This window comes from Curvibacter sp. Hmag1.1 (assembly GCF_059769165.1).
Genome location: NZ_JBMBGX010000002.1, coordinates 3,835,679 through 3,862,257 on the forward strand (window position 1 = coordinate 3,835,679; position 26,579 = coordinate 3,862,257).

Below are 26,579 nucleotides of genomic sequence, written 5' to 3' on the forward strand. Positions count from 1 at the left end.
AAGGGCGGCTTGCGCTATCAATTCAGGAGCTGCTCGCGCATATCGCACGGGCGCCATAGGCAAATTTGACTATAAATCTAGCACCAAACGCGCGCTCTTCGACCTAGAGCAGCAGGGCAGAAACTGGTCGTTCGCAGCCTGTTCTTCGGGCAGGAGGTACTGGTCGCGGTGGTCAGGCATGCCGGCTTTGACGCGGGTGAGGCAGGTGCCGCACACGCCTTGCTCGCAGGACATGGGGATGTCTATGCCACCGGCATGCAGCGCCTCGAGTGCCGTCTGGTCCGGCAGCACCTTGATGACCTTGCCGGTGCTCGCAATCTCCAGCTCAAAGCTGCCGTCGTCTGCTTTGGCGGTGGGCGCGGCACCAAAGTACTCGCGGTGCAAGCGTTCTTCGGGCCAGCCGGCGGCGCGGCCTGCGCTGAGCACCGCGTCCATAAAGCCTTGCGGGCCGCACACATACAAGTGGGTGCCTGCCGGGGCGCTTTGCAGGGTGGCGGCAATGTCCAGTTTCTGTGCCGCATCGCCATCGTCAAAGTGGTGGTGGGTGTGTGCTGCAAACGGCGCTGCAGCCAGCCGCTCCACAAACGCGGCGCGTACACGGCTGCGGCTACAGTGGTGCAGGGTGAAAGCGCCGCCAGTGGCTGCCAGGTGTTCCGCCATCGCCAGCATGGGCGTGATGCCTATGCCACCGGCCAGCAGCAGATGGTGGGGGGCCGCGCTGTCCAGGGGGAACAGGTTGCGCGGGGTGCTGATGGTGAGCGTGCTGCCCTCGGCCACCAGGTCGTGCACGGCGGTAGAGCCGCCGCGTGACGCGGCATCGCGCAGCACGCCAATCACATAGCGCTTTGTTTCGGTGGGCGCGTTGCTCAGCGAATACTGGCGCACCAAGCCATTGGGCAGGTGCACATCAATGTGCGCGCCGGCGGTAAAGGCGGGCAGGGCGCCACCGTCTGCGGCCACCAGCTCGAGACTGCAGATATCCTGCGCTTCGGTGCGCTTGGCGGCTACCTTGACCTGCAACGTTGCAGGCGTGCTCACTGGGGTCTGGGTGGGCCCGCTCATGCCGCCGCCTCTGCCGCAGCCGGGTTGCGCTCTGCGGCCACCACGCGGTCAATCACCTTGCGGGACTGCACGCCGCCGGTGTCGATGTTCAGCATTAACAGCTTGCGCTCGGGGTAAGCCAGCAGGTTTTGTTGTTGGCGCTCCAGCATTTCCTGGTCTTCCGCAAAGATCTTGCCTTGGCCTTCGCGGATCTGGGCGGTGAGCGCCGTGTCTTGCGGCTTGAATTTGCGCGCCATGCCCCAGAAGTAGTGGATGGACGTGTCCGTTTCGGGGGTGATGAAGTCCACCACCCAGCTCGCGGCCTTGAACTCGTCCGGCGCCTTGTAGCCGCCGTGACCCTGCAGCGCCACACCCACCTCGATCATGATGTGGCTGGGCGGTGTGAAGTGGCAGATCTGCCAGCGGTCCACCAACTGGTCGTCAGGCAGGCCGTTCATGCGCAGCGCCATCTTCCAGAAGGGCGGTGCCTCAATGCCTTCCATATAGCGTTCGGTGATCACATGGTCGCCGTCCACGCGGGTCTGGCAGGGCACTTCGTCAATTTCCTTCTGGCCGATGCTGGTGCTGTGCACATAGGTTTCGTGCGTCAGGTCCATCAGGTTGTCGATCATCAGGCGGTAGTCGCAGGCAATCTCGTACAAGCCGCCGCCGTAGCCGAATTGCGGATTGCCCAGCCATTCGAACTTGGGGATGCTGGCCACATCCGCCTTGGCCGCGTCGCCCGGCCACACCCAGACAAAGCCGTGTTCTTCATGGATGGGAAAGCTGCGAATGGCCGGAAAGCCGCGCGTGCGCTGGCAGGGCATGGACACGGTTTTGCCGTCGCAGCCCATGGCCAGGCCGTGGTAGCCGCAGACCAGCGTGTCGCCCTCTACCTTGCCCAGCGAGAGCGGGGCGCCCCGGTGCGGACAGAAGTCCTCCACCGCGGCGGATACGCCCGCGCTGTTGCGGAACAGCGCCATGGGGATGTTGCAAATGCGGCGGCCCAAGGGGCGGTCGGAGGGAATCTCTTCGCTGCGGGCGGCAACGTACCAGGTGTTGACGGGGAACATGGGCGGGCTCCTAGGGGTGAAATGAATTCTTCATTCAGTATGCTGAATGACGTAAATCATAGACCCAAGTCAATTCTGCGGCTAGGGGTTGGGGATGAGGGTTTTCCCTTGAAATGGGGTGAATCCGACGACTGGCCGGGGGCCTTGGGTTATGCGCTGTCGGATGGCTGGTCCGGCGTATCGGTCGGGTCTGCAGGGGCCGGCGTGTTCAGGTGCACAAACTTGCGCAGCAGGCGCAAAAACTCCTCGCGCTCGGCGGGCTCCAGCGCGTCCAGCAACTGCCCGTACATGGGCGCCACGCGCGGCAGCATCTCGGCCAGCACCGCTTCGCCCTCTGGCGTCAGGCGCAGCGCACGCTGGCGCCGGGGCAGCAGCTCCCGCACGATCCAGCCCTTGGCATCCAGCCGCGCAGCAATGTCGGCGGTGGTCGATGTGTCCAGTGCCACCCGGTCCGCCAGCGTCACCTGGTCCATGCCCGGCGTATCTTGCAGCGCGCGTAACACTGCGTATTGCACCGGCGTGATCTGCTTGCCATGCGTCTTGGCAAAGGTACCCACCGCCAACTGGTGCGCCCGCCGGATCAAATGGCCGGGTTCGGCTTGCAGGGGGATGGGGAGAGGCATCGACATGTTGTGTGAGGTCATCGCTTTTTCAAAGCATCAAAGCCAGTCCAGTTGCTTATGTGAGCCACGCTCAGGCTCGTAAATGTGTTTAAGAGGATCAAAACATTCACACTTGTTTTGCACTGCAAACTTACGGGCTGGTTCTGTTCAATGGAATTTCATGGACCAAGCAGGTTTCAGGCGCGAATCGAGCCAAGAAAATTCCCCGTTCCTTTGTTTCGCGGTCTTTTATTGAGTGAAACACCACTGTCTTTCCATTTCTCGACAAGGCGGTGCCAGCTTCCTGAATCCAAATTCCCGGCACTTTGCAGCGCCCTTCGTCACCAATCATTTCCATCGTCCCCGGGTAGAACTTGCCGTTGTAATTGTCAAGGTAGGTTTGCCAGCACATCGTAGTTTTGTCCTTCTGGCAATCGAGTGACCACGGCATCCGATCCAATACCCCATTGGGAAAGCCGGGAAACTTCCCTTCGATGGTCATCAGAATTTTGTCCGGAGGGTACAAAAACAAAAAATCGTCGATCTTGCTGATGTGTGCAGCGGCGTTAAACGGGCGGTCGTAAAGCTGACGTTTGGTTCCGTTTTCCAGTACTTGCCAAGTTGAATACGTTCGGCCCGAGCTGACACCGTAAGCCTCCAAAAAGATATAGCGACCTGGTGTGAACTCATGGAGAAAATTCAACGGTTGCTTACCCCGATAAACAACCGTGCGTTTGTCTGTGAAGACGTCAATCTTCCACAAAATGTTCTCTCCGCTTTCCACGCCCGCAACCAGAAGCTGGTCTTCTTCATAGGCCCAGGAGGTACTCCATACCTCCTCCGGAAGAGTTACTTCTCGCACTCGCTGCGATATGCCGTTCTCCACCGAGAAAAGATGGCCATCCATCTTGCTGTACTTGCCTGGCTCCCTGCGAAAGAGAAACACCAGATTTCCGCTGGGACTGATTGAGAGCTGGGCATTACTCCGGATCTCAGGTCGCGCAAGAGGCTCAAAGTCTGAGCATCCAGACAACAGCAAGAGCGCAATCGCCAAGAGCAGTGAAGTTATCTTCAATTTCATGGTGTGGAAGCAAGTCAACTCGGTGTGCTTTTGGCGGCAGTGTTCATAGCAAGAGCTCCAAGTCAGTTTTTTAGCATTGGAAATTGAAATCTATTGTGACTCACTCAGTTTGTATGAATGCACCGGAGTTAGTTGCTTGTATGGAGATGTCACTTTGCTATCGTTTCAGTAGCTGCTCGCGCAAATTCCATGAGCGCTAGAGGCCGATTGAATACTTAAATGCCTTCCACCCGGCTCCTCGTCCGCCCCCAGCCCCGCGCGGCTTCTTCCGGTGTTTGGCCTTCCGTCATGAGCGCACCCAGTGGCGCAAGCAATGCTTGCAAATCGGCTTCATCAAACTTGGCAGCGCCTTCGGCGTCGTGGCCGAGCACGCTGTCGGACAGCGCGAGTTTGCGGGCCTGCAGTTCCAGCATGCGTTCTTCGATGCTGCCTTCCACCACCAGTTTGTAGACGAACACCGGCTGGTCCTGGCCGATGCGGTGGGCGCGGGCGGTGGCTTGTTCTTCCACCGCCGGGTTCCACCACGGGTCCATGTGGATGACGGTATCGGCGGCGGTGAGGTTCAGGCCCACGCCGCCGGTTTTCAGGCTGACCAGCAGCACCGGTACTTCTTGGTTTTGAAAACGCTGCACGATGTCGCCGCGCTGGGCGGGGCAGGTGTTGCCGGTCAGGCTCAAAAACGGCAGGCGCAGGGCCGAGAGCGCATCGGCAATCAGCTCCAGCAGCTCGGTGAACTGCGAGAACACCAGCACGCGGCGGCCTTCGTCGACCAGCGGGACCAAAAGGTCTGTGAGCGCATGCAGTTTGGCGCGCTCCATGTCGGGCGCGATATCGCTGCCCTTCACCAGGTAGGGATCGCAACACACCTGCCGCAGCTTGAGCAGCGCATCGAGGATGCTGATCTGCGCGCCGGCAAAGTTTTGGCGTTGCAGCACGCGGCGCACCTGCTTGTCGGCGGCCACCCGCACGCTCTCGTACAGCTCGCGTTGGCGCCCCTGCAGTTGCACGCGCTGGATGACTTCGGTGCGCGGTGGCAGCTCGGTGGCCACGTCTTGCTTGCGGCGGCGCAGGATGAAGGGGCGCACGCGCTGGGCGAGCAGGGCTGCGCGCACCGTTTCGCCGTTCTCTTCAATCGGCTTGCGCCAGCGGGCGGCGAAGCTGCGCTGGTCGCCCAGAAAGCCGGGCATCAGCCAGTCGAACTGCGCCCAGAGTTCGCCCAAGTGGTTTTCCAGCGGCGTGCCGGTCAGGCACAGGCGGTGGCGGCTTTGCAGCTGGCGCAGGGCGCGGGCGCTGCGGCTGGCCGCGTTTTTGACCATTTGCGCCTCATCCAGAATGACCAGATGAAAGGGCTGCGCGGCCAGCGCCTCGATGTCGCGCCACAGCAGCGGGTAGGTGGTGAGCACCAGGTTGTGCCCGGGCATGGCCTCAAACAGGGCGGCGCGGTCCGGCCCGTGCAGGTTCAGCACCCGCAAATCCGGTGCCATGCGCTTGGCCTCGGCCTGCCAGTTGAACAGCAGCGAGGTGGGCAGCACCACCAGCACCGGGCGGTCAAGCCTGCCAGATTGCTTCTCTAGTAGCACATGGGCCAGCGCCTGGGCGGTTTTGCCCAAGCCCATGTCGTCGGCCAGGATGCCGCCCAGGTGCTGCGCGCGCAGGTACTGTAGCCAGGCCAAGCCTTCCAGCTGGTAGGGGCGCAGCTGCACCTGCAAGCCGACGGGTGCCTCTACCGGCTGGGGCTGGCCAGTGCTGTGCAGCCGTTTTGCCAGCGCGGCCAAGCCCACATCGCCTTCCAGCTGCCAGCCCTGGTGGGCGCCCACGCGCGAGGCATCCAGCAAGCTGGCTCGCAGGGTGTTGATGCGGCGGGCCTCCCACGCGCCCAGTTGGATGGGGCCCTTGGGCGCCATGCGTTGCGGGTCGGTCAGCAAGTCCACCATGGCGCCGACGATGGCTTTGAGCGGGCCGGCTTCGGCGTCGATGCGCTTGCCACCCGGCGCGCGTAAAGACACCGTGGCCAGATCGTCCAGCGTGTCGAGGTAGTTGCGGATCAGCCAGCGCGGGTCGCGCTTGATGAGGTTGGCCAGCATGGGGGCGAGGTCCAGCGTCTCGCCCTCAATTTCGATGCCCAGGCTCAGCAGCCATTCGCCTTCGCGCCCCGGCAGGGCCAGCTTTTCGACGCCGCGCGCGGGTTTGACGAGCGGGCTGTCCAGTACCTTTCCCAGCACCTCACCGGTGTCGGGGCTGAGGATGAGCTTCCAGCGCTCCACAGCAACACTCTCATGCGCAAAGCCGGGTTGTACCACCACCGTCCAGCCCTGGGCTTGGAGCTGGGGCACCTGGTCGGCCCAGAAGTCACCAAAGTGGTCTTCCTGCGGCAGCGTCCACACGCTGCCCAGATGCGGGCGCTGCTTCTGGCTGCGCCACTGGAAGGTGGCGTCTGCCAGCGGCACAAAGTCCATGTCCCACACCGCGTCCATGGCATCTGCCTCGGCCACCAGGTTGCGCTGCAGGCGCACCAGCGGGCCGCCGGTGTCGAACAGATCTTCAAACTCCGCCGGGCGGCTGTTGAGGATGGAGCTGGGGGCGGGCGTCTCCCATCGGTCGCCGGCCGGGGTGCGGTAAGTCCAGTCGAACTGCGCCAGCGTCACGCTGTCGCCCCGGGGGCCCAGCTTGCCCTGGGGCTTGAGGCCCAGCAAGCCTTCGCCCCGGCCCAGCGTCATCAGTGTGATGCGGGGGCGGAACTGGCCGATGACGGTGCCATCGGCGTCGGGCTCAGAGTCGCTTGAGTCGGCAGGCAGAGGCGGTGTGCGCTTGCGTTTCATAGTCAAAATGGCTGCTAGCGCAGGTGGAATGTGCGCGAGCAGCTATCAAAAGAAGAGCAAATCTCCGTCAACACCCGCAGGCTAAATGCCCATGCTCTGCAGCGTGACCAGGCCCTTGGGCGTCTTGAGGGTGGCGCTCAGGTTGGCCGGGCCCTCCGAGATGGCCACGCCTTCCAGACCTATGGCTGCATAAGCCGCTTGCAGTTTGGCCGCGCTCGGGTGGCTCACCCCGATGCTGTCCAGGCTCACGCGGCTGCGCGGAAGGCTGTTGCGCGGGTGCAGGCGCAGGGGCTCGGCGTCGTCCGGTTTGCCCCATTGGATGAGCGTGGGAAGGCAGCCTTCAAACAGGCGGTAGCCGTCTTCACGCACGGTGATTTGCCAGTGCAGCACGCCTTTGCGCGAGTGGCGGCTGGCGGGCATGGCCGGGCCGCGGTCGATGCCGATGTTCTTGAGGGCAATGCGAGCGCCTTGCAGTTCATCGGTGCCGGCCACAAAGTGCACCAAGCGCGGCTCTTGGGCCACTGCGGCACGCAGCTCAGGGTTGTCCAAGTCAAACCAGCGCTTGGCGTGGGGGTTGGCCGGGCCTTTGGCGCCGGGATTGATGGCAATGATCTCGAAATACGCCAGCGGGTGGGCAGGTGTCGCGATCTTGAAGAGTTTGTTATGGGTGCCGAATTGGCTGTGTTCGCCGCCGGCTTCCGGGGTGATGCCGAGGGTGGCTTCGCACCACTGCACACCCTGCTCCAGGGTGTGTGCTGCAACGACGAGGTGGTCTATCTGTGTTTTCATCGCCGCACGATAACACCCCGGCGCAGCCTCAAACCTCTATCGGCTGACCCAGCTCACCAAGAAGTTCAGCAGCTTGGTGCGGCCCGCTGTGTAGGGCGGGAAGAACATGCGGATGCTGGGCAGCCAGCCGCCCTTGAGCACCGCACGTTCATGCGAGAAGGCCTTGAACCCGTAAATGCCGTGCGAGCTGCCGATGCCGGAGTTGTTGACCCCGCCGAAGGGCAGGTTGCCGTGGGCCACGTGCAGCACGCAGTGATTCACGCAGGCGCCGCCGGAGCTGGTGTTGGTGAGCACGGTGTCGATGTTGCTCTGGTTGCTGCTCCAGATATACAGGGCCAGTGGCTTCTGGTCGGCATTGATGGAGGTGATGACCTGCTGCAGGTCGGTGTAGGGAATGATGGGCAGCACCGGGCCGAAGATTTCCTCCTGCATCAGGGTGGAGTCCATGGGCACGTTGTCGACCAGGGTCGGGGCAATGTAGTTACCGGCGGTGTCCACCTCGCCGCCACTCAGCACCCGTGCGCCGCGCGAAGTGGCGTCTTTGAGCAGGCCTTCAATGCGCTGCGTGTGGCGCTGGTTGATGATGTGGGTGAAGTCCGCGTTGCTGCGCTGGCTCTGGGCGCTGTCGCCATAGCGGGCCTTGAGGATGGCCTGGCAGGCGGCCACAAACGCATCGCGCACCGAGGCGTGCACATACAGGTAGTCGGGCGCCACACAGGTCTGGCCGGCGTTGACAAACTTGCCCCACAGAATGGTTTCAGCCGCCTTTTGCAGGTCGGCGGTCTCGTCCACGATGGTGGGGGACTTGCCGCCCAGCTCGAGGGTCACGCTGGTCAGGTTCTTGGCCGCAGCCGCCATGACCACCTTGCCCACGGCGGGTGAGCCGGTGAAGAAGATGTGGTCAAACGGCATGGCCAGCAAGGCCTGCGAGGTGGCCAGTGCCCCTTCAAACAGAGCCACTTCATGCGCCGGGAAGGCCTTGGCCACGATGCTAGCCAGCACTTGGGCCACGCGCGGCGCCATCTCAGAGGGCTTGAGGATGGCCGTGTTGCCGGCGGCTAGGGCGGAGACCAGCGGGCTGAGCATCAGGTACAGGGGGTAGTTCCAGGGCGCGATGATCAGGCAGCGGCCGCGGGGCTGGTACTGCACATGGGCGCTGTTGCCCATGGTGAGTTCGGTGGCGCGGATGCGGGTAGGGCGCATCCAGCCCTTGAGGCATTTGATGTTGTGGCGGATTTCGTCCAGGCTGGGCACGATCTCGGTGCCGTCTACTTCAAAGCGGGGTTTGTGAAAGTCGGCGGCAAAGGCCTCGTAGAGGGCCTCTTTGTGGGCCAGCAAGCTGGTGCGCAGCCGCTCTAAACGTTCAATGCGCTCGGCCGCGGTGGACTGGCGCCAGGCCAGCGCAGTGGCCCGCTGAGCCTCGAAGGTGGTTTGCATCAGCTGCGGGTCGGCATCTTGAAACGGTGAGTTCATTCGGGGCTCCAGAAAGAGGGGAGTGTGGACGGTCTCCGGGGAACGGTTGTACTACCCACACAGATTACAGGCGGCATTGTGGGGGCTTGTGCAGCGACCTGCTGTCACCTGCGCTGCGTTTTGAGCGCGCTCCCCAAAGCGCCTTGGGGTTGTCCCTAGGCTGCCTTGCGGAAGGTCAGGTTGAACCGGTGGGCACCGGTGAGCAGGTGCTGGCCGGGTTCTACAGCGCGTACGCCATGGAAACGGAGCCGCGCCGGCCCGCCCCAGACTAGCACATCGCCATGTTGCAATGTCAGGCGTTGTGCCTTGTCGCCACGCTCCAAGCCACCTAGCTCAAACACCGCAGGCAGGCCCAGCGACACAGAGACGATGGGGGCAGAATAGTCGCGTTCGTTCTTGTCCTGGTGCAGGGTCATGCGCGCGCCGGGGGCATAGCGGTTGATCAGGCAGGCGTCAGGCTCAAACGCAGGGTATCCGGCCCGTTCGGCGGCCGACATGGCCATTTCCCGGAAACCTTCGGGCATTGCCGGCCACGGAGTTTGCGTGAGCGGGTCTGTGCCTTGATAGCGGTAGCCGGCTGCGTCGCTGACCCAGCCCAAATCGCCGCAGTTGCTCATGGCGACCGACATGCGCGAGCCACCGGGGGTAAGCAAGTGGCGAAGCGGATGGATTTGGATGACCTTTTGGATACCTGCCCAAAGCGCATCCGCCTGCATGACAGCAAATCCCGGCAGAGCCCAGGCGCCGGGCGCAATCTCATAGGGAGTTGAGGGCGCAGTGTCCTCTGCGCTGAAGAGATCCAGATTCATGGGGAACCCGGTACGGCCTGCGCCGTGTGACTGTCGGGCTTAGCGGGCAGGGGCCTGCTGGGCTTCTTCGGCGTTCACGCGGCGGGCGCCGTCAAAACGCTTGGCCCAGTAGCTAACGCCCATATCTTCCACACGCACTTCGGCACCGGGCTTTGGCGAGTGAATGAATTTGCCGTTGCCCACGTAAATGCCGACATGGCTGAACGCGCGGCGCATGGTGTTGAAGAACACGAGGTCACCAGGTTGGAGTTCGTGTTTGTCGATTTTCTGGGTGGCAGCGGCTTGTTCGGAAGCTTGGCGCGGCAGCAAAAGGCCGGCGGTTTGCTCATAGATGGCGCGTACGAAACCGCTGCAATCAAAACCGGTGTCGGCTTGGGTGCCGCCGCGTTTGTAGGGAACGCCCAGAAACGCCATGGAGTTCATGACCAGCTCGGAGGCACGGTTGGTGACCTTGTTGCCGACATCCCCGATGCGGGCCAGGAAGCCGCGGTCGTTGATGAAACGGGACATTTCATCGCCAGAGGCCGGAGCAGGTGCCGGTTCCGCGTGCGCGAGGCCCAAGGAAAGCAGCAGTGTGAGGAGCAGAACAAAACGCATCGTCGCACTCTAGTGAGCTTGCCTCCATGTGTCAAGTAATGTGACACCTTCAGTTACACACTTAACTATTTGATTTACTTCAAGAATCCTGAATTTATAAGGATTCAGGCGAAATCCGGCGATGAATAATTAAACAATGTTCAGTGATTTGTTGTTTGTTTAAATTAATCGATGTTTATTAAAATCGCTGATCGTATTGGCTTTTCTTCGCGGGGTGTGACGGATGGAGCTCAAGTTAAGGCGCCAACAGGCACTGGCAGACACACGGCGCAGTCTGGTGCTGCAGGCAGTGCGCGCGGCGATTGCTGAGGGCGGCTTGGAGTCCGCCAGTGTCCGCGAGATTGCCGCACGTGCCGGCTACACGCCGGGCGCGCTGTATGCCTATTTCCCGAGCAAGCAGGCTTTGCTGGCTGCGGTGCTGCAAGAGACCCTGGAAGGGGCGCGGGCGGCAGCGGCCCAAGCCAAACTGTCCAAAATCAACCCCGGCACCTTGCTGCATGCGCGGGCCAACGCCTGGTTGGCGCACTTTTTCGCCCGCCCCGGAGATACGGGCATCGTGCTCCATTTGCTGGCATCTGACGGTTCTGGCGAGCCTCAGGTAACACTGGTGAGGCAATTGATTCAGGATTTGCAAACGTCTTTGGAGCCAGTGGCGGAGGCTTTGGAGGGCCTGGGGTGTGCGGATTCGCGGCTGCCCTCCGAGGTGGCGGGTCTGTTGTCGGCGGCGTTGGGCGTACTGTTGTTACGGGATTCGCGCCGCATGTTTGCCATCAATGACGTGGCTTTTGATGGTTTTGCGCTCTACCTCGACCGCTTGGCGACCCAGCTGGAAGGCAAAGCGCCGGCCGAGCAGGATGACCCCGCCAAGTTGCAAGTGGATTTGTTCGGCTGAATGGGCCATTGCGGGGCGGTTATGCTCGCCCCACGTTTTTTGAGAAGGATTTCCCCATGTTGATCGATGTGGACATGAGCCAGCTGGTGCTGGTGGATTACCAGACCCGTTTGATGCCTGCCATGTTCGAGTCTGAATTAGTGGTGGCCAACGCCGTGCGTTTGGCCAAGCTGGCCGCTTTGCTGGAAGTGCCTGCTTTCTATACAGAGCAATACCCTTCTGGCCTGGGCCATACCGTGCCGGATGTGAAGGCTGCCTTGGACGAGGCGCGGGCCCGGGTTCTGAACAAAATGCAGTTCAGCGCCATTGAAGAGGGTTTGGGCGAATGGCTGCGCCCGCCGGCCAAGCCGGTGCAGGGCAATGCCCGCAGCTTGCCCAAGCATTTGCAGAAGCCTGCAGCGTCTGAGCGCAGCGCTATCGTGATTGCCGGTTGTGAGGCCCATGTCTGCCTGATGCAAACAGCACTGGATTTGCTCGAAGACGAGTTTGAAGTCTGGGTAGTCACTGATGCCTGCAGCTCCCGCACCGAGCGCAACCGTGATGCTGCTTTCGACCGTTTGGCTGGCGCTGGCGCCGAGCTGGTGACGACCGAGATGGTGGCTTTTGAATGGATTCGTACTGCGGAGCACCCTGTATTCAAGGAAGCGCAGGCCCTGATCAAATAAGTTCAGAGCGCCGGCGGGGCGGCTCCATTCAGTAAGCGGCAGTCTGGAAAGACTGCCGCTTTTTTTGTGGCTTGTTGATGAGCGGAGTGCCGGGCGGGGGAAAAGTCAGCTTGCAGCAAGTTGGCTCTCCATAATTATGAATTCAGTTTTATAGGCCCGACCGGAGACAAACAATGACAGGCTACGCTGATTTCTACCGCCGTTCCATCGATGACCGCGATGGCTTTTGGACCGAGCAAGCAGGGCTGATTGACTGGAAAACCGGACCTGCCCAGGTATGTGACTACAGCAATCCACCCTTTGCCAAGTGGTTTGTGGGCGGCACCACCAACCTGTGCCACAACGCAGTGGACCGGCATTTGGCGACGCGGCCGGACCAGGCAGCACTGATCGCGGTGTCCACCGAAACCAATTCAGAGGTCGTCTATTCATTTGCGCAGTTGCACGCCGAAGTGCAGTGCATGGCGGCTGTGCTGCTGTCATTGGGCGTGAAGAAGGGCGAACGGGTCCTGATTTACATGCCCATGATCGCAGAGGCTGCATTTGCCATGTTGGCCTGTGCACGGATTGGTGCGATCCACACCGTCGTGTTCGGCGGCTTCGCAGCAGGGTCGCTGGCCTCCCGTATTGAAGATGCGTTGCCTGTGGTCATCGTGAGTGCCGATGCCGGCTCACGCGGTGGCAAGGTCGTGGAGTACAAGCCCTTGCTGGACGAGGCTATCGCCACCTCCAGCCACAAGCCGGCCGCCGTATTGTTGGTGGACCGCAAACTGGCTGCTATGAATTTGGTAGCTGGCCGCGACCATCTGTGGGGCGCTGAACGCCTGAATCATCTGGATGCAGTGGTGCCCTGCGAGTGGGTGGAGTCCACTCACCCGAGCTACACGCTTTACACCAGCGGTACCACCGGCAAGCCCAAAGGCGTGCAGTGCGACACCGGCGGCTATGCGGTGGCCCTGGCTGCCAGCATGAAGCACATCTTCTGCGGCAACGCCGGCGAAACCTACTTTTCCACGAGCGACATCGGTTGGGTAGTGGGGCACAGCTACATCATTTACGGGCCACTGATTGCCGGCATGGCCACCATCATGTACGAAGGGCTGCCCACACGTCCCGACGCAGGCGTCTGGTGGAGCCTGGTGGAGAAGTACAAGGTGACGGTGATGTTCAGCGCTCCCACGGCCGTACGGGTGCTGAAAAAGCAGGACCCTGCCATGCTCACCAAGTACAACCTTTCCAGCCTGCGGGCGCTTTTCCTGGCCGGCGAGCCTTTGGACGAGCCCACAGCACAGTGGATCAGTGAGAGCCTGGGCAAGCCCATCATCGACAACTATTGGCAGACCGAAACCGGCTGGCCCATCCTGACCATTGCGAATGGCGTGGAAAAAGCACCCAGCAAGTTCGGCAGCCCCGGCGTGGCCATGTACGGCTACAACATCAAGCTGATCGACGAGAACACGGCTGAAGAACTGACAGGCCCCGACCAGAAAGGCGTGGTCGCCATCGAAGGCCCGCTCCCACCCGGCTGCATGCAAACTGTCTGGAAAGACGATGCGCGCTTCGTGAAAACCTATTGGAGCAGCATTCCCGGCAAGCAGCTTTACAGCACCTTTGACTGGGCCGTGCGCGACAAGGACGGGTATTTCTTCATCCTGGGGCGGACTGACGACGTGATCAACGTGGCCGGCCATCGCTTGGGGACCCGTGAAATTGAGGAAAGCATCTCCAGCCACCCTAATGTGTCAGAGGTGGCAGTGGTGGGCGTGGCGGATCAGCTCAAAGGGCAGGTGGCGGTCGCGTTTGCGGTAGTGAAGGATGGCAGTGGTTTGGTCGACGACGCTGCCAAGCTCAAACTCGAAGGCGAGATCATGAAAGTGGTCGACCAAACCATTGGTGCGGTGGGGCGGCCAGCGCGGGTGCGTTTCGTGTCCGTGTTGCCCAAGACGCGCAGTGGCAAATTGCTGCGCCGCGCCATTCAGGCGGTATGTGAGGGGCGTGACCCCGGCGACCTGACCACCATGGAAGATCCCGGAGCGCTTCAACAGATCCGTGATTTGTTGGCTTGAATCGGCATGAGGGTATGCAAGAAGTGCATACCCTCGCCCATACTTTACTTTCCCCAAAAATCATTCGGTGGCACAATCCGCCCTGCAATGAAGGCCCTTCCCATGCCACAGTCGCATCCGCCAATCGGTTCAGCCGTGTCGCGGAAGGTTAATTAACCAGCTTTAACCAGCTAATGTTCCCTGAAGGGGAACGGAGGTCAGCGAAATATGAGTGATTCCAGCTCCAATGGTGCGAACACGGGCTCGTCCGTGTACCAAACCTACCAAAACAACACCTACCTGTTCGGTGGCAATGCTCCTTATGTCGAAGAGATGTATGAGAACTACTTGGCCAACCCCGGTAGCGTTCCCGATACCTGGCGCGATTACTTTGATGCCTTGCAGCACGTTCCCGCTGCAGACGGCACCACATCGAAAGACGTAGCCCATATGCCCGTGATCAACGCTTTCGTTGATCTGGCAAAAAAAGGTGTCAAACATACGGTGGTCGCCAGCGGCGCGGACTCCGAGATGGGCCGCAAGCGCACGGCAGTGCAGCAATTGATTGCCGCTTACCGCAACGTCGGCGCCCGCTGGGCGGACCTGGATCCTCTCAAGCGCATGGAGCGCGACAAGATTCCCGAGCTGGAGCCTGCGTTCTACGGTTTCAGCGATGCAGACCAGGAAACGGTCTTCAACATCAGCAACACATTCTTTGGCAAAGAGTCCATGAGCCTGCGTGAGCTCATGAACGCATTGCGTGAAACCTACTGCGGTACCATCGGCGTGGAGTACATGTACACCACCGATCAGAATCAGAAGCGCTGGTGGCAGCAAAAGCTGGAGGCAACACGCAGCAAGCCCCAGTTCAACGCAGAAAAGAAAAAGCACATCCTGGAGCGCCTTACTGCGGCTGAAGGCTTGGAGCGCTACTTGCACACCAAGTACGTGGGCCAAAAGCGCTTCTCCCTCGAAGGTGGCGAGAGCTTCATTGCCGCAATGGACGAGCTGATCCAGCAAGCCGGTGCCAAGGGCATTCAGGAAATCGTGATCGGCATGGCCCACCGCGGCCGCCTGAACGTGCTGGTCAACACCTTGGGCAAGATGCCTGCGGACCTGTTCGCCGAGTTTGACCACACCGCCCCTGAGGACCTGCCTGCTGGTGACGTGAAGTACCACCAAGGTTTCAGCTCGGACGTGTCCACCGCTGGCGGCCCCGTTCACCTGTCCTTGGCGTTCAACCCGTCTCACTTGGAAATCGTGAACCCGGTGGTGGAGGGCTCTGTGCGTGCCCGTATGGACCGACGTGGCGACCCCAAAGGTGCCCAAGTGCTGCCCGTGCTGGTGCACGGCGATGCGGCCTTTGGCGGACAAGGTGTTAACCAGGAAACTTTGGCCTTGGCCCAGACCCGTGGTTACACCACCGGCGGTACGGTGCACCTGATCATCAATAACCAGATCGGCTTTACTACCTCCGACCCCCGCGACATGCGCTCCAGTGCATTCTGTACCGATATCGTGAAGATGGTCGAGTCGCCCGTGTTGCACGTGAACGGTGATGACCCGGAAGCCGTGGTGCTGGCGACCCAACTGGCTTTGGAGTTCCGCATGGAATTCGGGCAGGACGTGGTGGTGGACATCACTTGCTACCGCAAGTTGGGCCACAACGAACAGGACACACCTTCCCTGACTCAGCCCTTGATGTACAAAAAGATCGGCGCCCACCCCGGCACCCGCAAGTTGTACGCCGACAAGTTGGCTGCCCAAGGCCTGGGTGCAGACCTTGGCGACTCCATGGTCAAGGAATACCGCGCCGCCATGGATGCTGGCAAGCACACCGTGGACCCAGTGCTGACCAACTTCAAGAGCAAGTACTCGGTGGATTGGTCTCCGTTCCTCGGAAAGAAGTGGACGGACGCTGGCGACACCGCCATTCCATTGACCGAGTGGAAGCGCCTGTCCGAAAAGCTGACAACCATTCCTGAGAGTGTCACCCCCCACCAGTTGGTGAAGAAGGTCTACGACGACCGCGCAGCCATGGGCCGTGGCGAAGTCAATGTGGACTGGGGCATGGGCGAGCACATGGCCTTCGCATCCTTGGTGGCCAGCGGCTACCCCGTGCGTCTGTCGGGTGAAGACTGCGGACGCGGTACCTTTACCCACCGCCACGCCGTGATTCACGACCAGAAGCGCGAGAAGTGGGATGCCGGTACCTACGTGCCATTGCAGAACGTGGCTGACAACCAGGCTCCGTTCGTGGTGATCGACTCCATCCTGTCTGAAGAGGCGGTGTTGGGCTTTGAGTACGGCTACGCTTCCAACGACCCGAACACCCTGGTGATTTGGGAAGCCCAGTTCGGCGACTTCGCCAACGGCGCCCAGGTTGTGATTGACCAGTTCATTGCGTCCGGCGAAGTGAAGTGGGGCCGTGTGAACGGCATCACTTTGATGTTGCCGCACGGTTACGAAGGTCAAGGCCCTGAGCACAGCTCGGCACGCCTGGAGCGCTTCATGCAATTGGCTGCTGACACCAACATGCAGATCGTGCAGCCCACCACCGCCAGCCAGATCTTCCACGTACTGCGTCGTCAGATGGTGCGCAACCTGCGCAAGCCATTGATCATCATGACGCCCAAGAGCCTGTTGCGTAACAAAGACGCGACATCGCCGCTGTCCGAGTTCACCAAGGGTGCCTTCCAGACCGTGATTCCCGAGAGCAAGGAGCTCAAGGGTGACAAGGTCAAGCGCGTGATTGCCTGCTCCGGCAAGGTGTATTACGACCTGGTGAAGAAGCGCGAAGAAAAGGGCCAGGACGACGTGGCCATCATCCGCGTGGAACAGCTGTACCCCTTCCCGCACAAAGCGTTTGCGACCGAACTGAAGAAGTACCCCAATGCCACCGACGTGGTGTGGTGCCAGGACGAGCCGCAAAACCAGGGTGCATGGTTCTTCGTGCAGCACTACATTCACGAAAACATGTTGGAAGGCCAGAAGCTCGGCTACTCCGGACGCGCTGCGTCCGCGTCGCCGGCAGTGGGCTACTCCCACTTGCACCAAGAGCAACAAAAGGCTCTGGTTGAAGGCGCATTCGGCAAGTTGAAGGGCTTTGTTCTGACCAAGTAAGTCAGCAGCACTTCATCCCCCAACACATTACGGAAAGAATTAGATATGGCAATCGTAGAAGTCAAAGTCCCACAGCTGTCTGAATCTGTGGCGGAAGCAACCTTGTTGCAATGGAAAAAGAAAGTCGGCGAAGCAGTTGCTGTCGACGAAATCCTGATCGAAGTCGAAACCGACAAGGTCGTGATGGAAGTGCCCGCTCCTGCAGCCGGTGTGCTGGTGGAATTGGTGGCTGCTGATGGTGCTACCGTGGCTGCCGAGCAGCTGATCGCCCGCATCGACACGGCTGCAGTGGCTGGTGCTACAACTTCCGCTTCCACACCTGCTGCTGCCACTCCCGCCGCTGCGCCGGCAGCCGCAGCCCCAGTGGCAGCTGCTGCTGCAGCCGGCAACTCCAAGGCAGGCGTTGCCATGCCCGCTGCAGCCAAATTGTTGGCTGACAACGGCATTTCTGCTTCCAGCGTTGAAGGCACAGGCAAAGACGGTCGCATCACCAAGGGTGACGTGTTGGCCGCTGTCGCTGCTCCTAAAGTGGTAGCTGCTGCCGCAATCCCCACGGGCGTTCCCACCAAATCCTTGCCTCAAGTGGCGGCTCCTTCCGTGAACCTGGGCGACCGCCCTGAGCAGCGCGTGCCCATGAGCCGTTTGCGTGCGCGCGTGGCTGAGCGTCTGCTGCAGTCCCAGTCCACCAACGCGATCCTGACCACCTTCAACGAAATCAACATGGCTCCGGTCATGGAAATGCGCAAGCGCATGCAAGAGCGTTTCGAGAAGGAACACGGCGTCAAGCTGGGCTTCATGAGCTTCTTCGTCAAGGCTGCTGTGCACGCCCTGAAGAAGTTCCCTGTGTTGAACGCATCGGTCGATGGCACCGATATCGTGTACCACGGCTACTTTGACATCGGTATCGCCGTGGGTTCACCGCGCGGCTTGGTGGTGCCCATCCTGCGCAATGCGGATCAGATGAGCTTTGCCGATATCGAGAAGAAGATTGCCGAGTTCGGCCAGAAGGCCAAGGACGGCAAGCTGGGCATTGAAGAAATGACCGGTGGTACCTTCTCCATTTCCAACGGCGGCACTTTCGGTTCCATGATGTCTACCCCCATCATCAACCCGCCCCAGTCCGCCATTCTGGGTGTTCACGCCACCAAAGACCGCGCCATGGTCGAGAACGGCCAAGTGGTGGTTCGCCCCATGAACTACTTCGCAATGTCTTATGACCACCGCATCATCGATGGCCGTGAAGCCGTTTTGGGTCTGGTGGCCATGAAGGAAGCGCTGGAAGATCCAGCACGTCTGCTGTTTGATATCTGATCGGGCTCACCCCCGGGCGGCTTTGCCGCCTCCCCCTTGCAGGGGACAACACCAGCGGCCCGGCAGTGCCGGTTCCGCGGTGTTTCTGGAAGCAGGCACTCTGGTCCTGCTGAGTCTCTGGAAATAGAAGCGAGAAATTCATGAGCAAACAATTCGACGTGATCGTCATTGGCGGCGGCCCCGGTGGCTACATTGCCGCCATTCGCGCTGCCCAGCTGGGCTTCAATGTGGCATGTATCGACGAGTGGAAGAACGCCGCTGGCGGCCCCGCTCCCGGCGGTACCTGCACCAACGTGGGCTGCATTCCTTCCAAGGCTTTGCTGCAATCGTCCGAGCACTTCAACCACGCCAATCATCACTTTGCCGAGCACGGCATCGAGGTGAAAGGTGTGAGCATGGATGTGGCCAAGATGATTGCCCGCAAGAACACCGTCGTGAAGCAGAATAACGACGGCATCTTGTACTTGTTCAAAAAGAACAAGATTGCGTTCTTCCACGGTCGTGGCTCTTTCGTCAAGGCTGCTGAAGGCGGGTACGAAATCAAGGTGGCCGGCGCTGCGGAAGAAACGATCACCGGCAAGCAAATCATCATCGCCACCGGTTCCAATGCCCGCGCATTGCCCGGCACGCCTTTTGATGAAGTCAACATCCTGTCCAACGACGGCGCTTTGAACATCGGTGCTGTGCCGAAGAAGCTGGGCCTTATCGGTTCCGGTGTGATTGGCCTGGAAATGGGTTCCGTGTGGAAGCGTCTGGGCTCCGAGGTCACCATTCTCGAAGGCCTGCCCGTGTTCCTGGGCGCAGTCGATGAAGGTGTTGCCAAGGAAGCGCACAAGGCGTTCACCAAGCAAGGCCTGAAGATTGAGCTGGGCGTGAAGGTCGGCGAAATCAAAAACGGCAAGAAGGGCGTGTCCGTTGCTTACACCAACGCCAAGGGCGAAGCCCAAACGTTGGATGTAGACAAGCTCATCATCTCCATCGGCCGCGTGCCCAACACCATCGGCCTGAACACCGAGGCTGTGGGCTTGGCACTGGACGAGCGTGGTGCCATCGTGGTGGATGGCGACTGCAAAACCAACTTGCCCGGTGTTTGGGCGGTGGGCGACGTGGTGCGTGGCCCGATGTTGGCGCACAAGGCGGAAGAAGAGGGCGTTGCCGTGGCTGAGCGCATTGCCGGTCAGCACGGACACGTCAACTTCAACACCATTCCTTGGGTGATTTACACCAGCCCTGAGATCGCTTGGGTCGGCCGTACCGAACAGCAGCTCAAGGCGGATGGTGTGGCCTACAAGGCGGGTCAGTTCCCGTTCCTGGCGAACGGCCGCGCACGCGCGTTGGGCGACACCACCGGTTTCGTGAAGTTCTTGGCCGATGCCACGACCGACGAAATCCTGGGCGTTCACATCGTCGGACCACAAGCCTCCGAGCTGATCTCTGAAGCGGTGGTGGCCATGGAGTTCAAGGCCAGTGCGGAAGACATCGCACGCATCTGTCATGCACACCCCTCCTTGAGTGAAGCCACCAAGGAAGCAGCGTTGGCAGTGGACAAGCGTACGCTGAACTTCTGATCGTTGTAAGCCAAACAAGCTGCTAGCGCCCGTCATTCGTGCGCTAGCAGCTTCTCTTTTTGTAGCATACCGGAGCATGCATTGAGCGTCAAAGAAGCCTATGAGGCGGAGTTGAAGGCCCGTGGATACACCGCTGACCCGGCGCAGTTGCGCGCCGTGGAGGCCTTGGAGCGCTGTGCCAACGATTGGGCTGTCTATAAAGCCAAACGCTCGAATGCCCTCAAGAAGCTGATCAACCGGCCTGAGATTCCGCGAGGTGTGTACATGTACGGCGGGGTAGGGCGGGGCAAGAGCTTTCTGATGGATTGCTTCTTCAATGCCGTACCGCTCAAGCGTAAAACCCGCTTGCATTTTCATGAGTTCATGCGTGAGGTTCACCACGAACTGGTAAACCTGCAAGGGACGGTGAATCCTCTGGACGAGTTGGGCAAGCGCATGTCCAAGCGCTACCGCTTGATCTGCTTTGACGAGTTCCACGTGGCGGACATTACCGACGCTATGATCCTCCACCGTTTGCTCAATGCCCTGTTTGACAACGGTGTGGGTTTTGTGACGACCTCGAATTTCAAGCCGGATGATCTTTATCCCGGTGGCTTGCACCGGGACCGCATCCTGCCGGCCATTGCCCTGTTGAATGCCAAGCTGGAAGTGCTCAACGTCGATAACGGAACGGATTACCGCCGTCGCACCCTGGAGGACGCCAAGCTTTACCACGTGCCCAATGGCCCGGTAGCGGATGCCGCGATGACGGCTACCTTCAATGCGCTGGCCGAGCAGCATGATGAAGACCCGCTGTTGCATATCGAGTCGCGCCAGATCAGCGCCATGCGCAAGGCGGGGGGCGTAGTGTGGTTTGACTTCAAGACGCTGTGTGGGGGTCCCCGCTCGCAAAATGACTATCTGGAAATCGCGTCACGCTTCCACACCGTGTTTCTGAGTGGTGTGCCGCATATGCCGGTGCGCATGGCATCCGAAGCCCGGCGCTTCACCTGGTTGGTGGACGTGCTCTATGACCGGCGCGTCAAGCTGATCATGTCTGCGGATGTGGCGCCCGAAGGCTTGTACACCGAGGGTCCCATGTCGCATGAGTTTCCCCGCACCGTTTCGCGGTTGACAGAAATGCAGTCCAAAGAATTTTTGGATTTGGAGCGTCGCACGGTGGATACGCGACTCATATGATGCGCAATCTGTTTGGTATTTGCCTAGTACTTTTGTCCGTTATGGCCCTTGCGCAAGGAGGCGATTCTCTCCAAGCAGTCGAGGCCGAGCGCGCGAAATTGCAGGCCGAGAGTCGCAATGCCGAGGCATTGTGTTACGAGCGCTTTGCAGTGAATGCCTGCCTGTCTGAAGTAGCCACCCAGCGGCGCGCACAAGCGGCCGTCTTGCGGAAACGTGAACTCGTATTGCGGGATGCTCAGCGTGCCGAACGCACCCGTGAGCAACTGGATCGACTGAGTGAGAAGCAAGCGGACGAGGTTCAGCGAAACTTGGAAACTCAAGGTAAGCCGGCAGCACCTCCAGCAGAAACCAAAGTAGCACCGGCGCCTGCGAAGCCTGCTGCTCCGGCTATGGACAAGGCAACACCTATCACGCCCGAGCAGGCAGCCGCCAATCTGGCAGCATTTGAAGCCAAGCAGGAAGAGGCGGCTCGTCGAAAAGTAGAGTTGGAAAAACGTTTGCTGGAAAAAAAGGACCGGGCGGAGCCCCTGCCGACCACACCTTAGTGGTGCAAAGATTCCACTTTGACGATGACTACCGACAGGTTGTCGCCACCACCCCGGGCTCGGGAGCGTGCTTTCTCAATCAAAAATTCGGTGGCTTCGCGCGCGGAAAGGGTAGACAACACGGAACCTAGCTCGCCATTGTTGAAGTAGTGCCAAACGCCGTCGCTGCAGGCCATCAGCACGTCACCGGTACGCAACTTGGGAATGAAGTGGAAGTCCACAGGGGGCTCATTTTCAGTACCCAGACAGCCCATCAAGATGTTGGATTGCGGATGGGTGGCGGCCTGCTCTTCGGTGATTTCTCCCCGATTGACCAGCGCCTGCACATAGGAGTGATCCATGGTCCGCTTGATGAAGCGGTTGCCATGGAATTGGTACACGCGGGAGTCTCCGGTATGGGCCCAGTGGCAGTCGCCACCCGGATTGATCAAAAACGCAGCGAGAGTGCTGTGCGGCTCCTCTTCAGACGAGATGGCTGTCAGCTTGATCACGATGTGGGCCTCTTGCACCATCTGCCGCAAGGTCGCAATGGCATCGTCTGTATCCGGGTCATAGCGCTCGAATAATTGCTTGGCCGTCAACATGACTTGGTCGGATGCTTTGCGTCCGCCGCTACGTCCACCCATGCCATCAGCGACGATGGCAAGTAGACACCCGTTCACTCTGGGGTGCTTAAACAAAGACACCTGGTCTTGCTGGTATTCGCGGTCACCCTTGTGGATGCCGGTAGAGGCGCTGAGGCGATAGCCAGAGGACATGGTGTGCAGTTGAAGGGGTAAATCGGTGCCGAGCGTATGCAACTCGCCGTATTATCGAATGCATCGCAGTTCAGACAACCAGTTTAACCACCTAGCGGGGCGCTTTTACCTTTGGAAACCAATCTTCATTCCCCCGGGCGCCGGCTTATCGAATTGAGGATGGCACATCATGAATTGGATGTCTGCATCGACAGCGCGGACCTGCCCGGTAGGCTTCGCGATGATTTGCAGTTGCAACGACTCAAGAAAAGGCGTCTTGCCCTCCGCGATGAAATAACAGTACTGGAGCGCAGCCTAAGTCCGGACGAGTCGGCATGACTTCGCGGTTGGTACAGCGTGTCGCAGAAGTGTTTTCGCCCCGCGGCTTGTTGGCAGGTGCGGTTGCGGAATACTTGCCCCGTAAAGGACAGCAAGATATGGCTGCTGCAGTCGCTGGCAATATTCAGGACGGTGGTGTGCTGGTGGTAGAGGCCGGTACTGGCGTTGGGAAGACCTTTGCGTATCTGGTGCCCGCTTTGCTGAGTGGACAAAAGGTGCTTCTCTCTACGGCCACCAAAGCGTTGCAAGACCAACTTTTCACGCGCGACATTCCGGAGCTACTGGAAATACTGAAAATTCCGGTACGCGTAGCTCTACTAAAGGGGCGCAGCAGTTATGTGTGCTTGCACCGATTGGCCAATGCACGCCATTCCGGAATCCTGCAAAGCGCAGCGCCCTTGCGTTTGTTGGGGCAGGTGGAGAGCTGGGTGACGGCGACCAGAACCGGAGATGTCTCAGAGGTGCCGGCACTGGAAGAGTCGCAGCAGCTACTTCCGCTGGTCACATCTACCCGTGAAAACTGCACCACATCAAAGTGTCCACGGTACCAGGAGTGCCATCTCTATAAGGCGCGGCGGGATGCCATGGCCGCGGACGTGGTGGTCATTAACCACCATTTGTTTTTTGCGGACTCCAACGTGCGTGAATCCGGAGTCGCTGAACTTCTCCCGACCGTGAATGCGGTGGTTTTTGACGAGGCGCACCAGCTCAATGACATCGGAGTCCAATTTCTCGGGCGGCAATGGTCGACCCTGCAATTGCTCAATCTGGGGCGGGATGTGGTATTCGTGTGTTTGCAATGGGCACGGGGCATGGCCAATTGGCAGCTGCTGGTAGAGCAACTGGAAATGGCGGTTGTGGACATGCAATTAGTGTGTCAGGAGAGCGCTGCAAACACCCCTCGCTTGCCATGGCAAGCCCTTGTTCCGGAAGGACTGTCGCCTGGTTTGTGGGAGCGTCGCCTGAGACGCTTGTTGCAGGCCCATGCCACTCTATTGCAAGCGCTTCAAGGCGTGGCTGATGCGCACCCGGAGCTGGCCGCATTGGCTGAACGGGCGTCGGTACTTAAAGATCACTTGGATCGGGCAGCACTTCCAGCGGAAGATGGATTGATCCGTTGGATGGATAACGGCACTCGTTTGCGCTTCGTGGAGTCTCCTATGGACATATCAGACGCGATGCGGAGCAAAGTGACGGGCGCACTGGAGGCTGGTTCCCGCGTGTCGTGGACCTTTACCTCTGCAACCTTGGGCCCCGGCTCAGATTTGGCTTGGTTTGTGAACTCTGCAGGGCTCCATGGTGCCAATGTCTTGAAGGTTGAAAGTCCTTTCAATTACGAGCATCAGGCCGCGCTGTACGTTCCCGGCGCGATTCCTGCGCCGTCTCACCCCAATCATGGCACTCGCGTTGCTGCATTGGCAGCAGAAGGCGCAGAGATTCTTGGCGGACGCACCATGGTCTTAACTACCACTTTGCGTGCTATGCGCTTGATTGGTGAAACGATACGGAAGCTCCTTCCACCTCACCTGGATATGGCTGTGTTGGTGCAAGGTGAGAGCTCCAAGCGAGAACTGCTGGAGCGCTTCCAGCAGCGGGAAGGATTAGGGTGTGTGTTGGTGGCCTCTGCCTCATTTTGGGAGGGGGTAGACATTCCCGGCCGGAGCTTGCTACTACTGCTGATTGACAAGATACCTTTTGCTCCGCCGGATGACCCGCTACTCCAAGCCAGATGTAAGCAAGTGGATGAGGCTGGGGGTAGCTCTTTCAATGAGGTTCAGCTACCCATGGCTGCCGTAGCCTTACGACAAGGGGTAGGGCGCCTGATCCGCAGGGAGTCAGACCGCGGTGTGCTGGTGGTGTGCGATGTACGACTGCGCTCCATGGGCTACGGGCGCAAGTTACTGTCAGCCTTGCCTGTCATGCGTATCGTCAAGGACGACACTCAGTTTCAGGCAGAACTCAAGGCGCTTACCAAATCTTCCACCATGGATCTGAATTAGCTTTCCCGCCTTTGAGCAGAAAGTCGGACTGGGGGAAGTTCTTTTCAAGCACACGTTTGGCATCGTCACGAAGCTGTTCCATGCCCAAGGCGTCGTAGGACTTGTAGAGGATAAAAAGTGCCTCCTCAGTGGCTGGAACATCGCGGTAATCGGTAATGCACTGCTGAGCGCGGTTGGCGGCAGCCAGATACGCACCACGCTTGTAGTAGTACTTGGCGACATGCACTTCGTACTGCGCCAAGGAACCCACGATGTAATTCATGCGCTGTTGCGCATCTGGTGCGTATTTCGAATCAGGGAATCGTGTCGTCAGCTCTTTGAATGATTCAAAAGATTCTTTGGCCGCCTTCTGATCCCGTTCGGCGAGGTCTTGACGGGTAATGGATGACAGCAAGCCCAGGTCGTCATTGAAGTTAACGATGCCCCGCAAGTAAATGGCGTAATCTAATGCAGGGCTGGCAGGGTGGAGTTTGATGAAGCGTTCCAAAGTGGCCAAAGATTGGGCTTGTTCACCTGCCTTGAACTGTGCATAGGCTTTGTCCAACTGAGCTTGTTGTGCGAGTGGGGTACCAGCGGCTCTGGCCTCCAGCTTTTCAAGCAGCGGTACGGCCTTGTCCCATTGGGATGCACCCATCTCGTCCTTGGCCTCGGCGTACAGTCGGTTGGGGCTCATTCCTGCCGTTTTGTCTACCGGTGCACTGGAGCAACCTGCCAGCAGTGTCGCCATGGTCGTCAGCATCGTGGCACAAACGACCGATAATTTCGCACGCAGCATCTTGGGGACTTTCTTGAATCAAACCGTTGGAATTATATCGGCGCACTCTGTGCAAGCAGAGGCGGATGAGGCGTCTGATATCGCCAGCGAAGCAGAGTTCCGCAGCTTCACATTAGACGCTTCTTTGCATGGTGAGCGTCTTGACCGGGCACTGGCATTCAGTGTTCAGGAGTTTTCGCGCAGCTATCTCCAGCAACTTATTGAATCCGGGTTCGTACAAGTTAATGGCAAAGTCGTTACCAAGACTTCGGGCAAGGTAAAGGTGGGTGAGGAGCTTACTGTGGAGCTCAAGCCAACCCCGCAAAGCCAGGCCTTCAAGCCTGAGCCCATGGCTCTGGACGTGGTCCACGAGGACGAACACGTATTGGTTATCAACAAACCAGCAGGGTTGGTGGTTCATCCGGCGCCCGGAAATTGGAGCGGAACACTCCTGAACGGTCTGCTGGCCTACAGTCCGCATGCCGCGCTGGTCCCACGGGCGGGGATTGTCCATCGGCTTGACAAGGACACCAGTGGATTGATGGTGGTGGCCCGATCAAGGACTGCCATGGATGCTCTCGTAAATGCAATAGCCGCGAGGGAAGTAAGTCGCCAATATTTCGCGATTGCACACAAGACTTGGCCTTGGACGCGATTGAAAGAAGTCGATGCTCCTATCGGACGAGATCCGCGTAATCGACTGCGAATGGCGGTGGTCGATCTGGTACATCAATCCGGCAAAGAGGCGAGAACAGACTTCAGTTTGATCAGCAACAGTCAAGTAGCCTGTTGGGTCAGGTGCATTTTGCACACGGGGCGTACCCATCAGATCCGGGTCCATATGGCGCACATCGGCCATCCATTGGTGGCCGATGCGGTATACGGAGGAGCTGTGTTGGGGGAAATGACTCGTCAAGCTCTGCATGCCTGCCGTTTGGCATTCAAGCATCCCGTTTCGGGAGAGTCTTTGGAATTTGAATGTGGCCCGCCATCTGATTTCATGGCGCTTTGCGCTGAATTGGGCCTCGGGTACAATCAAGCTCGCAAACCGGGAGGTTTGTAGCTACGTCTCTCGTAGGGTAGTCAAGTTGCGGCCAAGGCCCTTCCTACCGTCGGTGCGATCGTTTCCGGTCTGCC

The 26,579-nt window shown here is 59.6% G+C and carries 22 protein-coding genes; 11 read left to right on the forward strand and 11 right to left on the reverse strand.

The annotated features are described in order from the left end of the window. Positions 1-69 precede the first annotated feature (69 nt). The 9 genes from ACOAP0_RS18525 to ACOAP0_RS18565 all read right to left on the reverse strand — a co-directional run bounded on the left by ACOAP0_RS18525 (position 70) and on the right by ACOAP0_RS18565 (position 10,284). Positions 70-1,062 carry a PDR/VanB family oxidoreductase gene (locus tag ACOAP0_RS18525; protein WP_498377623.1) on the reverse strand — a complete coding sequence of 331 codons (993 nt, stop codon included), beginning with the start codon at positions 1,060-1,062 and terminating at the stop codon, positions 70-72. Then, the gene (locus tag ACOAP0_RS18530; RefSeq protein ID WP_498377624.1) at positions 1,059-2,114 is read right to left on the reverse strand and encodes an aromatic ring-hydroxylating dioxygenase subunit alpha; all 1,056 of its coding nucleotides are present in this window, start codon (positions 2,112-2,114) and stop codon (positions 1,059-1,061) included. The genes ACOAP0_RS18525 and ACOAP0_RS18530 overlap by 4 nt, the downstream gene beginning before the upstream one ends. A 149-nt stretch (positions 2,115-2,263) precedes the next feature. Continuing rightward, complete coding sequence (locus ACOAP0_RS18535) at positions 2,264-2,737, reverse strand: MarR family winged helix-turn-helix transcriptional regulator (protein WP_498377625.1); 474 nt, start codon at positions 2,735-2,737, stop codon at positions 2,264-2,266. 130 nt (positions 2,738-2,867) lie between these two features. Continuing rightward, positions 2,868-3,797, reverse strand: coding sequence for a hypothetical protein (locus ACOAP0_RS18540; RefSeq protein ID WP_498377626.1), 930 nt, complete (start codon positions 3,795-3,797; stop codon positions 2,868-2,870). A 215-nt stretch (positions 3,798-4,012) separates the two neighbouring features. Further along, a complete protein-coding gene (locus tag ACOAP0_RS18545) occupies positions 4,013-6,616 on the reverse strand; it encodes a DEAD/DEAH box helicase (RefSeq protein ID WP_498377627.1) in 2,604 nt (867 codons plus the stop codon). 81 nt (positions 6,617-6,697) lie between these two features. Further along, a complete protein-coding gene (locus ACOAP0_RS18550; RefSeq protein ID WP_498377628.1) occupies positions 6,698-7,405 on the reverse strand; it encodes a VOC family protein in 708 nt (235 codons plus the stop codon). Between the two features lie 36 nt (positions 7,406-7,441). After that, positions 7,442-8,878, reverse strand: a complete 1,437-nt coding sequence (locus ACOAP0_RS18555; RefSeq protein WP_498377629.1) for an aldehyde dehydrogenase family protein — start codon at positions 8,876-8,878, stop codon at positions 7,442-7,444. A gap of 155 nt (positions 8,879-9,033) precedes the next feature. Further along, positions 9,034-9,687 (reverse strand): DNA oxidative demethylase AlkB, encoded by a 654-nt coding sequence (alkB, locus tag ACOAP0_RS18560; protein ID WP_498377630.1) that lies wholly within the window; start codon positions 9,685-9,687, stop codon positions 9,034-9,036. 39 nt (positions 9,688-9,726) lie between these two features. Then, positions 9,727-10,284: a C40 family peptidase gene (locus ACOAP0_RS18565; RefSeq protein ID WP_232459894.1), complete on the reverse strand. Its 558-nt coding sequence runs from the start codon at positions 10,282-10,284 to the stop codon at positions 9,727-9,729. Positions 10,285-10,507: 223 nt separating this feature from the next. Here ACOAP0_RS18565 and ACOAP0_RS18570 point away from each other — a divergent pair, with 223 nt between their 5' ends. The 8 genes from ACOAP0_RS18570 to ACOAP0_RS18605 all read left to right on the forward strand — a co-directional run bounded on the left by ACOAP0_RS18570 (position 10,508) and on the right by ACOAP0_RS18605 (position 21,612). Continuing rightward, positions 10,508-11,176 carry a TetR/AcrR family transcriptional regulator gene (locus ACOAP0_RS18570; RefSeq protein WP_498377631.1) on the forward strand — a complete coding sequence of 223 codons (669 nt, stop codon included), beginning with the start codon at positions 10,508-10,510 and terminating at the stop codon, positions 11,174-11,176. A gap of 56 nt (positions 11,177-11,232) precedes the next feature. Continuing rightward, positions 11,233-11,841, forward strand: coding sequence for an isochorismatase family protein (locus ACOAP0_RS18575; RefSeq protein WP_498377632.1), 609 nt, complete (start codon positions 11,233-11,235; stop codon positions 11,839-11,841). Between the two features lie 173 nt (positions 11,842-12,014). Next, positions 12,015-13,907, forward strand: a complete 1,893-nt coding sequence (locus ACOAP0_RS18580; RefSeq protein ID WP_498391502.1) for a propionate--CoA ligase — start codon at positions 12,015-12,017, stop codon at positions 13,905-13,907. 207 nt (positions 13,908-14,114) lie between these two features. Beyond that, a complete protein-coding gene (locus tag ACOAP0_RS18585; RefSeq protein WP_498377634.1) occupies positions 14,115-17,009 on the forward strand; it encodes a 2-oxoglutarate dehydrogenase E1 component in 2,895 nt (964 codons plus the stop codon). A gap of 45 nt (positions 17,010-17,054) precedes the next feature. Continuing rightward, positions 17,055-18,320, forward strand: coding sequence for a 2-oxoglutarate dehydrogenase complex dihydrolipoyllysine-residue succinyltransferase (odhB, locus tag ACOAP0_RS18590; protein WP_498377635.1), 1,266 nt, complete (start codon positions 17,055-17,057; stop codon positions 18,318-18,320). A 140-nt stretch (positions 18,321-18,460) separates the two neighbouring features. Continuing rightward, positions 18,461-19,888 carry a dihydrolipoyl dehydrogenase gene (gene lpdA, locus ACOAP0_RS18595; RefSeq protein ID WP_498377637.1) on the forward strand — a complete coding sequence of 476 codons (1,428 nt, stop codon included), beginning with the start codon at positions 18,461-18,463 and terminating at the stop codon, positions 19,886-19,888. Positions 19,889-19,969: 81 nt separating this feature from the next. Next, positions 19,970-21,067, forward strand: a complete 1,098-nt coding sequence (gene zapE / locus ACOAP0_RS18600; RefSeq protein ID WP_498377638.1) for a cell division protein ZapE — start codon at positions 19,970-19,972, stop codon at positions 21,065-21,067. Between the two features lie 41 nt (positions 21,068-21,108). Beyond that, positions 21,109-21,612, forward strand: a complete 504-nt coding sequence (locus ACOAP0_RS18605; RefSeq protein ID WP_498377639.1) for a hypothetical protein — start codon at positions 21,109-21,111, stop codon at positions 21,610-21,612. Here the strand turns inward: ACOAP0_RS18605 and ACOAP0_RS18610 are convergent. Next, on the reverse strand, positions 21,609-22,370 hold the full coding sequence (locus ACOAP0_RS18610; RefSeq protein ID WP_481874062.1) for a PP2C family protein-serine/threonine phosphatase: 762 nt from the start codon (positions 22,368-22,370) through the stop codon (positions 21,609-21,611). The genes ACOAP0_RS18605 and ACOAP0_RS18610 overlap by 4 nt on opposite strands. Before the next feature lie 159 nt (positions 22,371-22,529). Here ACOAP0_RS18610 and ACOAP0_RS18615 point away from each other — a divergent pair, with 159 nt between their 5' ends. After that, positions 22,530-22,688, forward strand: a complete 159-nt coding sequence (locus ACOAP0_RS18615) for a DUF465 domain-containing protein (protein WP_442873360.1) — start codon at positions 22,530-22,532, stop codon at positions 22,686-22,688. Next, a complete protein-coding gene (gene yoaA, locus ACOAP0_RS18620; RefSeq protein ID WP_498377640.1) occupies positions 22,685-24,688 on the forward strand; it encodes a DNA repair helicase YoaA in 2,004 nt (667 codons plus the stop codon). Before ACOAP0_RS18615 ends, yoaA begins: the two co-directional genes overlap by 4 nt. Here yoaA and ACOAP0_RS18625 read toward each other — a convergent pair. Beyond that, complete coding sequence (locus ACOAP0_RS18625) at positions 24,657-25,463, reverse strand: outer membrane protein assembly factor BamD (protein ID WP_087493683.1); 807 nt, start codon at positions 25,461-25,463, stop codon at positions 24,657-24,659. The two genes, yoaA and ACOAP0_RS18625, sit on opposite strands and share 32 nt — an antisense overlap. On the opposite strand from ACOAP0_RS18625, the gene ACOAP0_RS18630 reads away from it, so the two are divergent. Beyond that, the gene (locus ACOAP0_RS18630) at positions 25,414-26,505 is read left to right on the forward strand and encodes an RluA family pseudouridine synthase (protein ID WP_498377641.1); all 1,092 of its coding nucleotides are present in this window, start codon (positions 25,414-25,416) and stop codon (positions 26,503-26,505) included. The genes ACOAP0_RS18625 and ACOAP0_RS18630 overlap by 50 nt on opposite strands. The last annotated feature ends 74 nt before the right edge of the window (positions 26,506-26,579 follow it).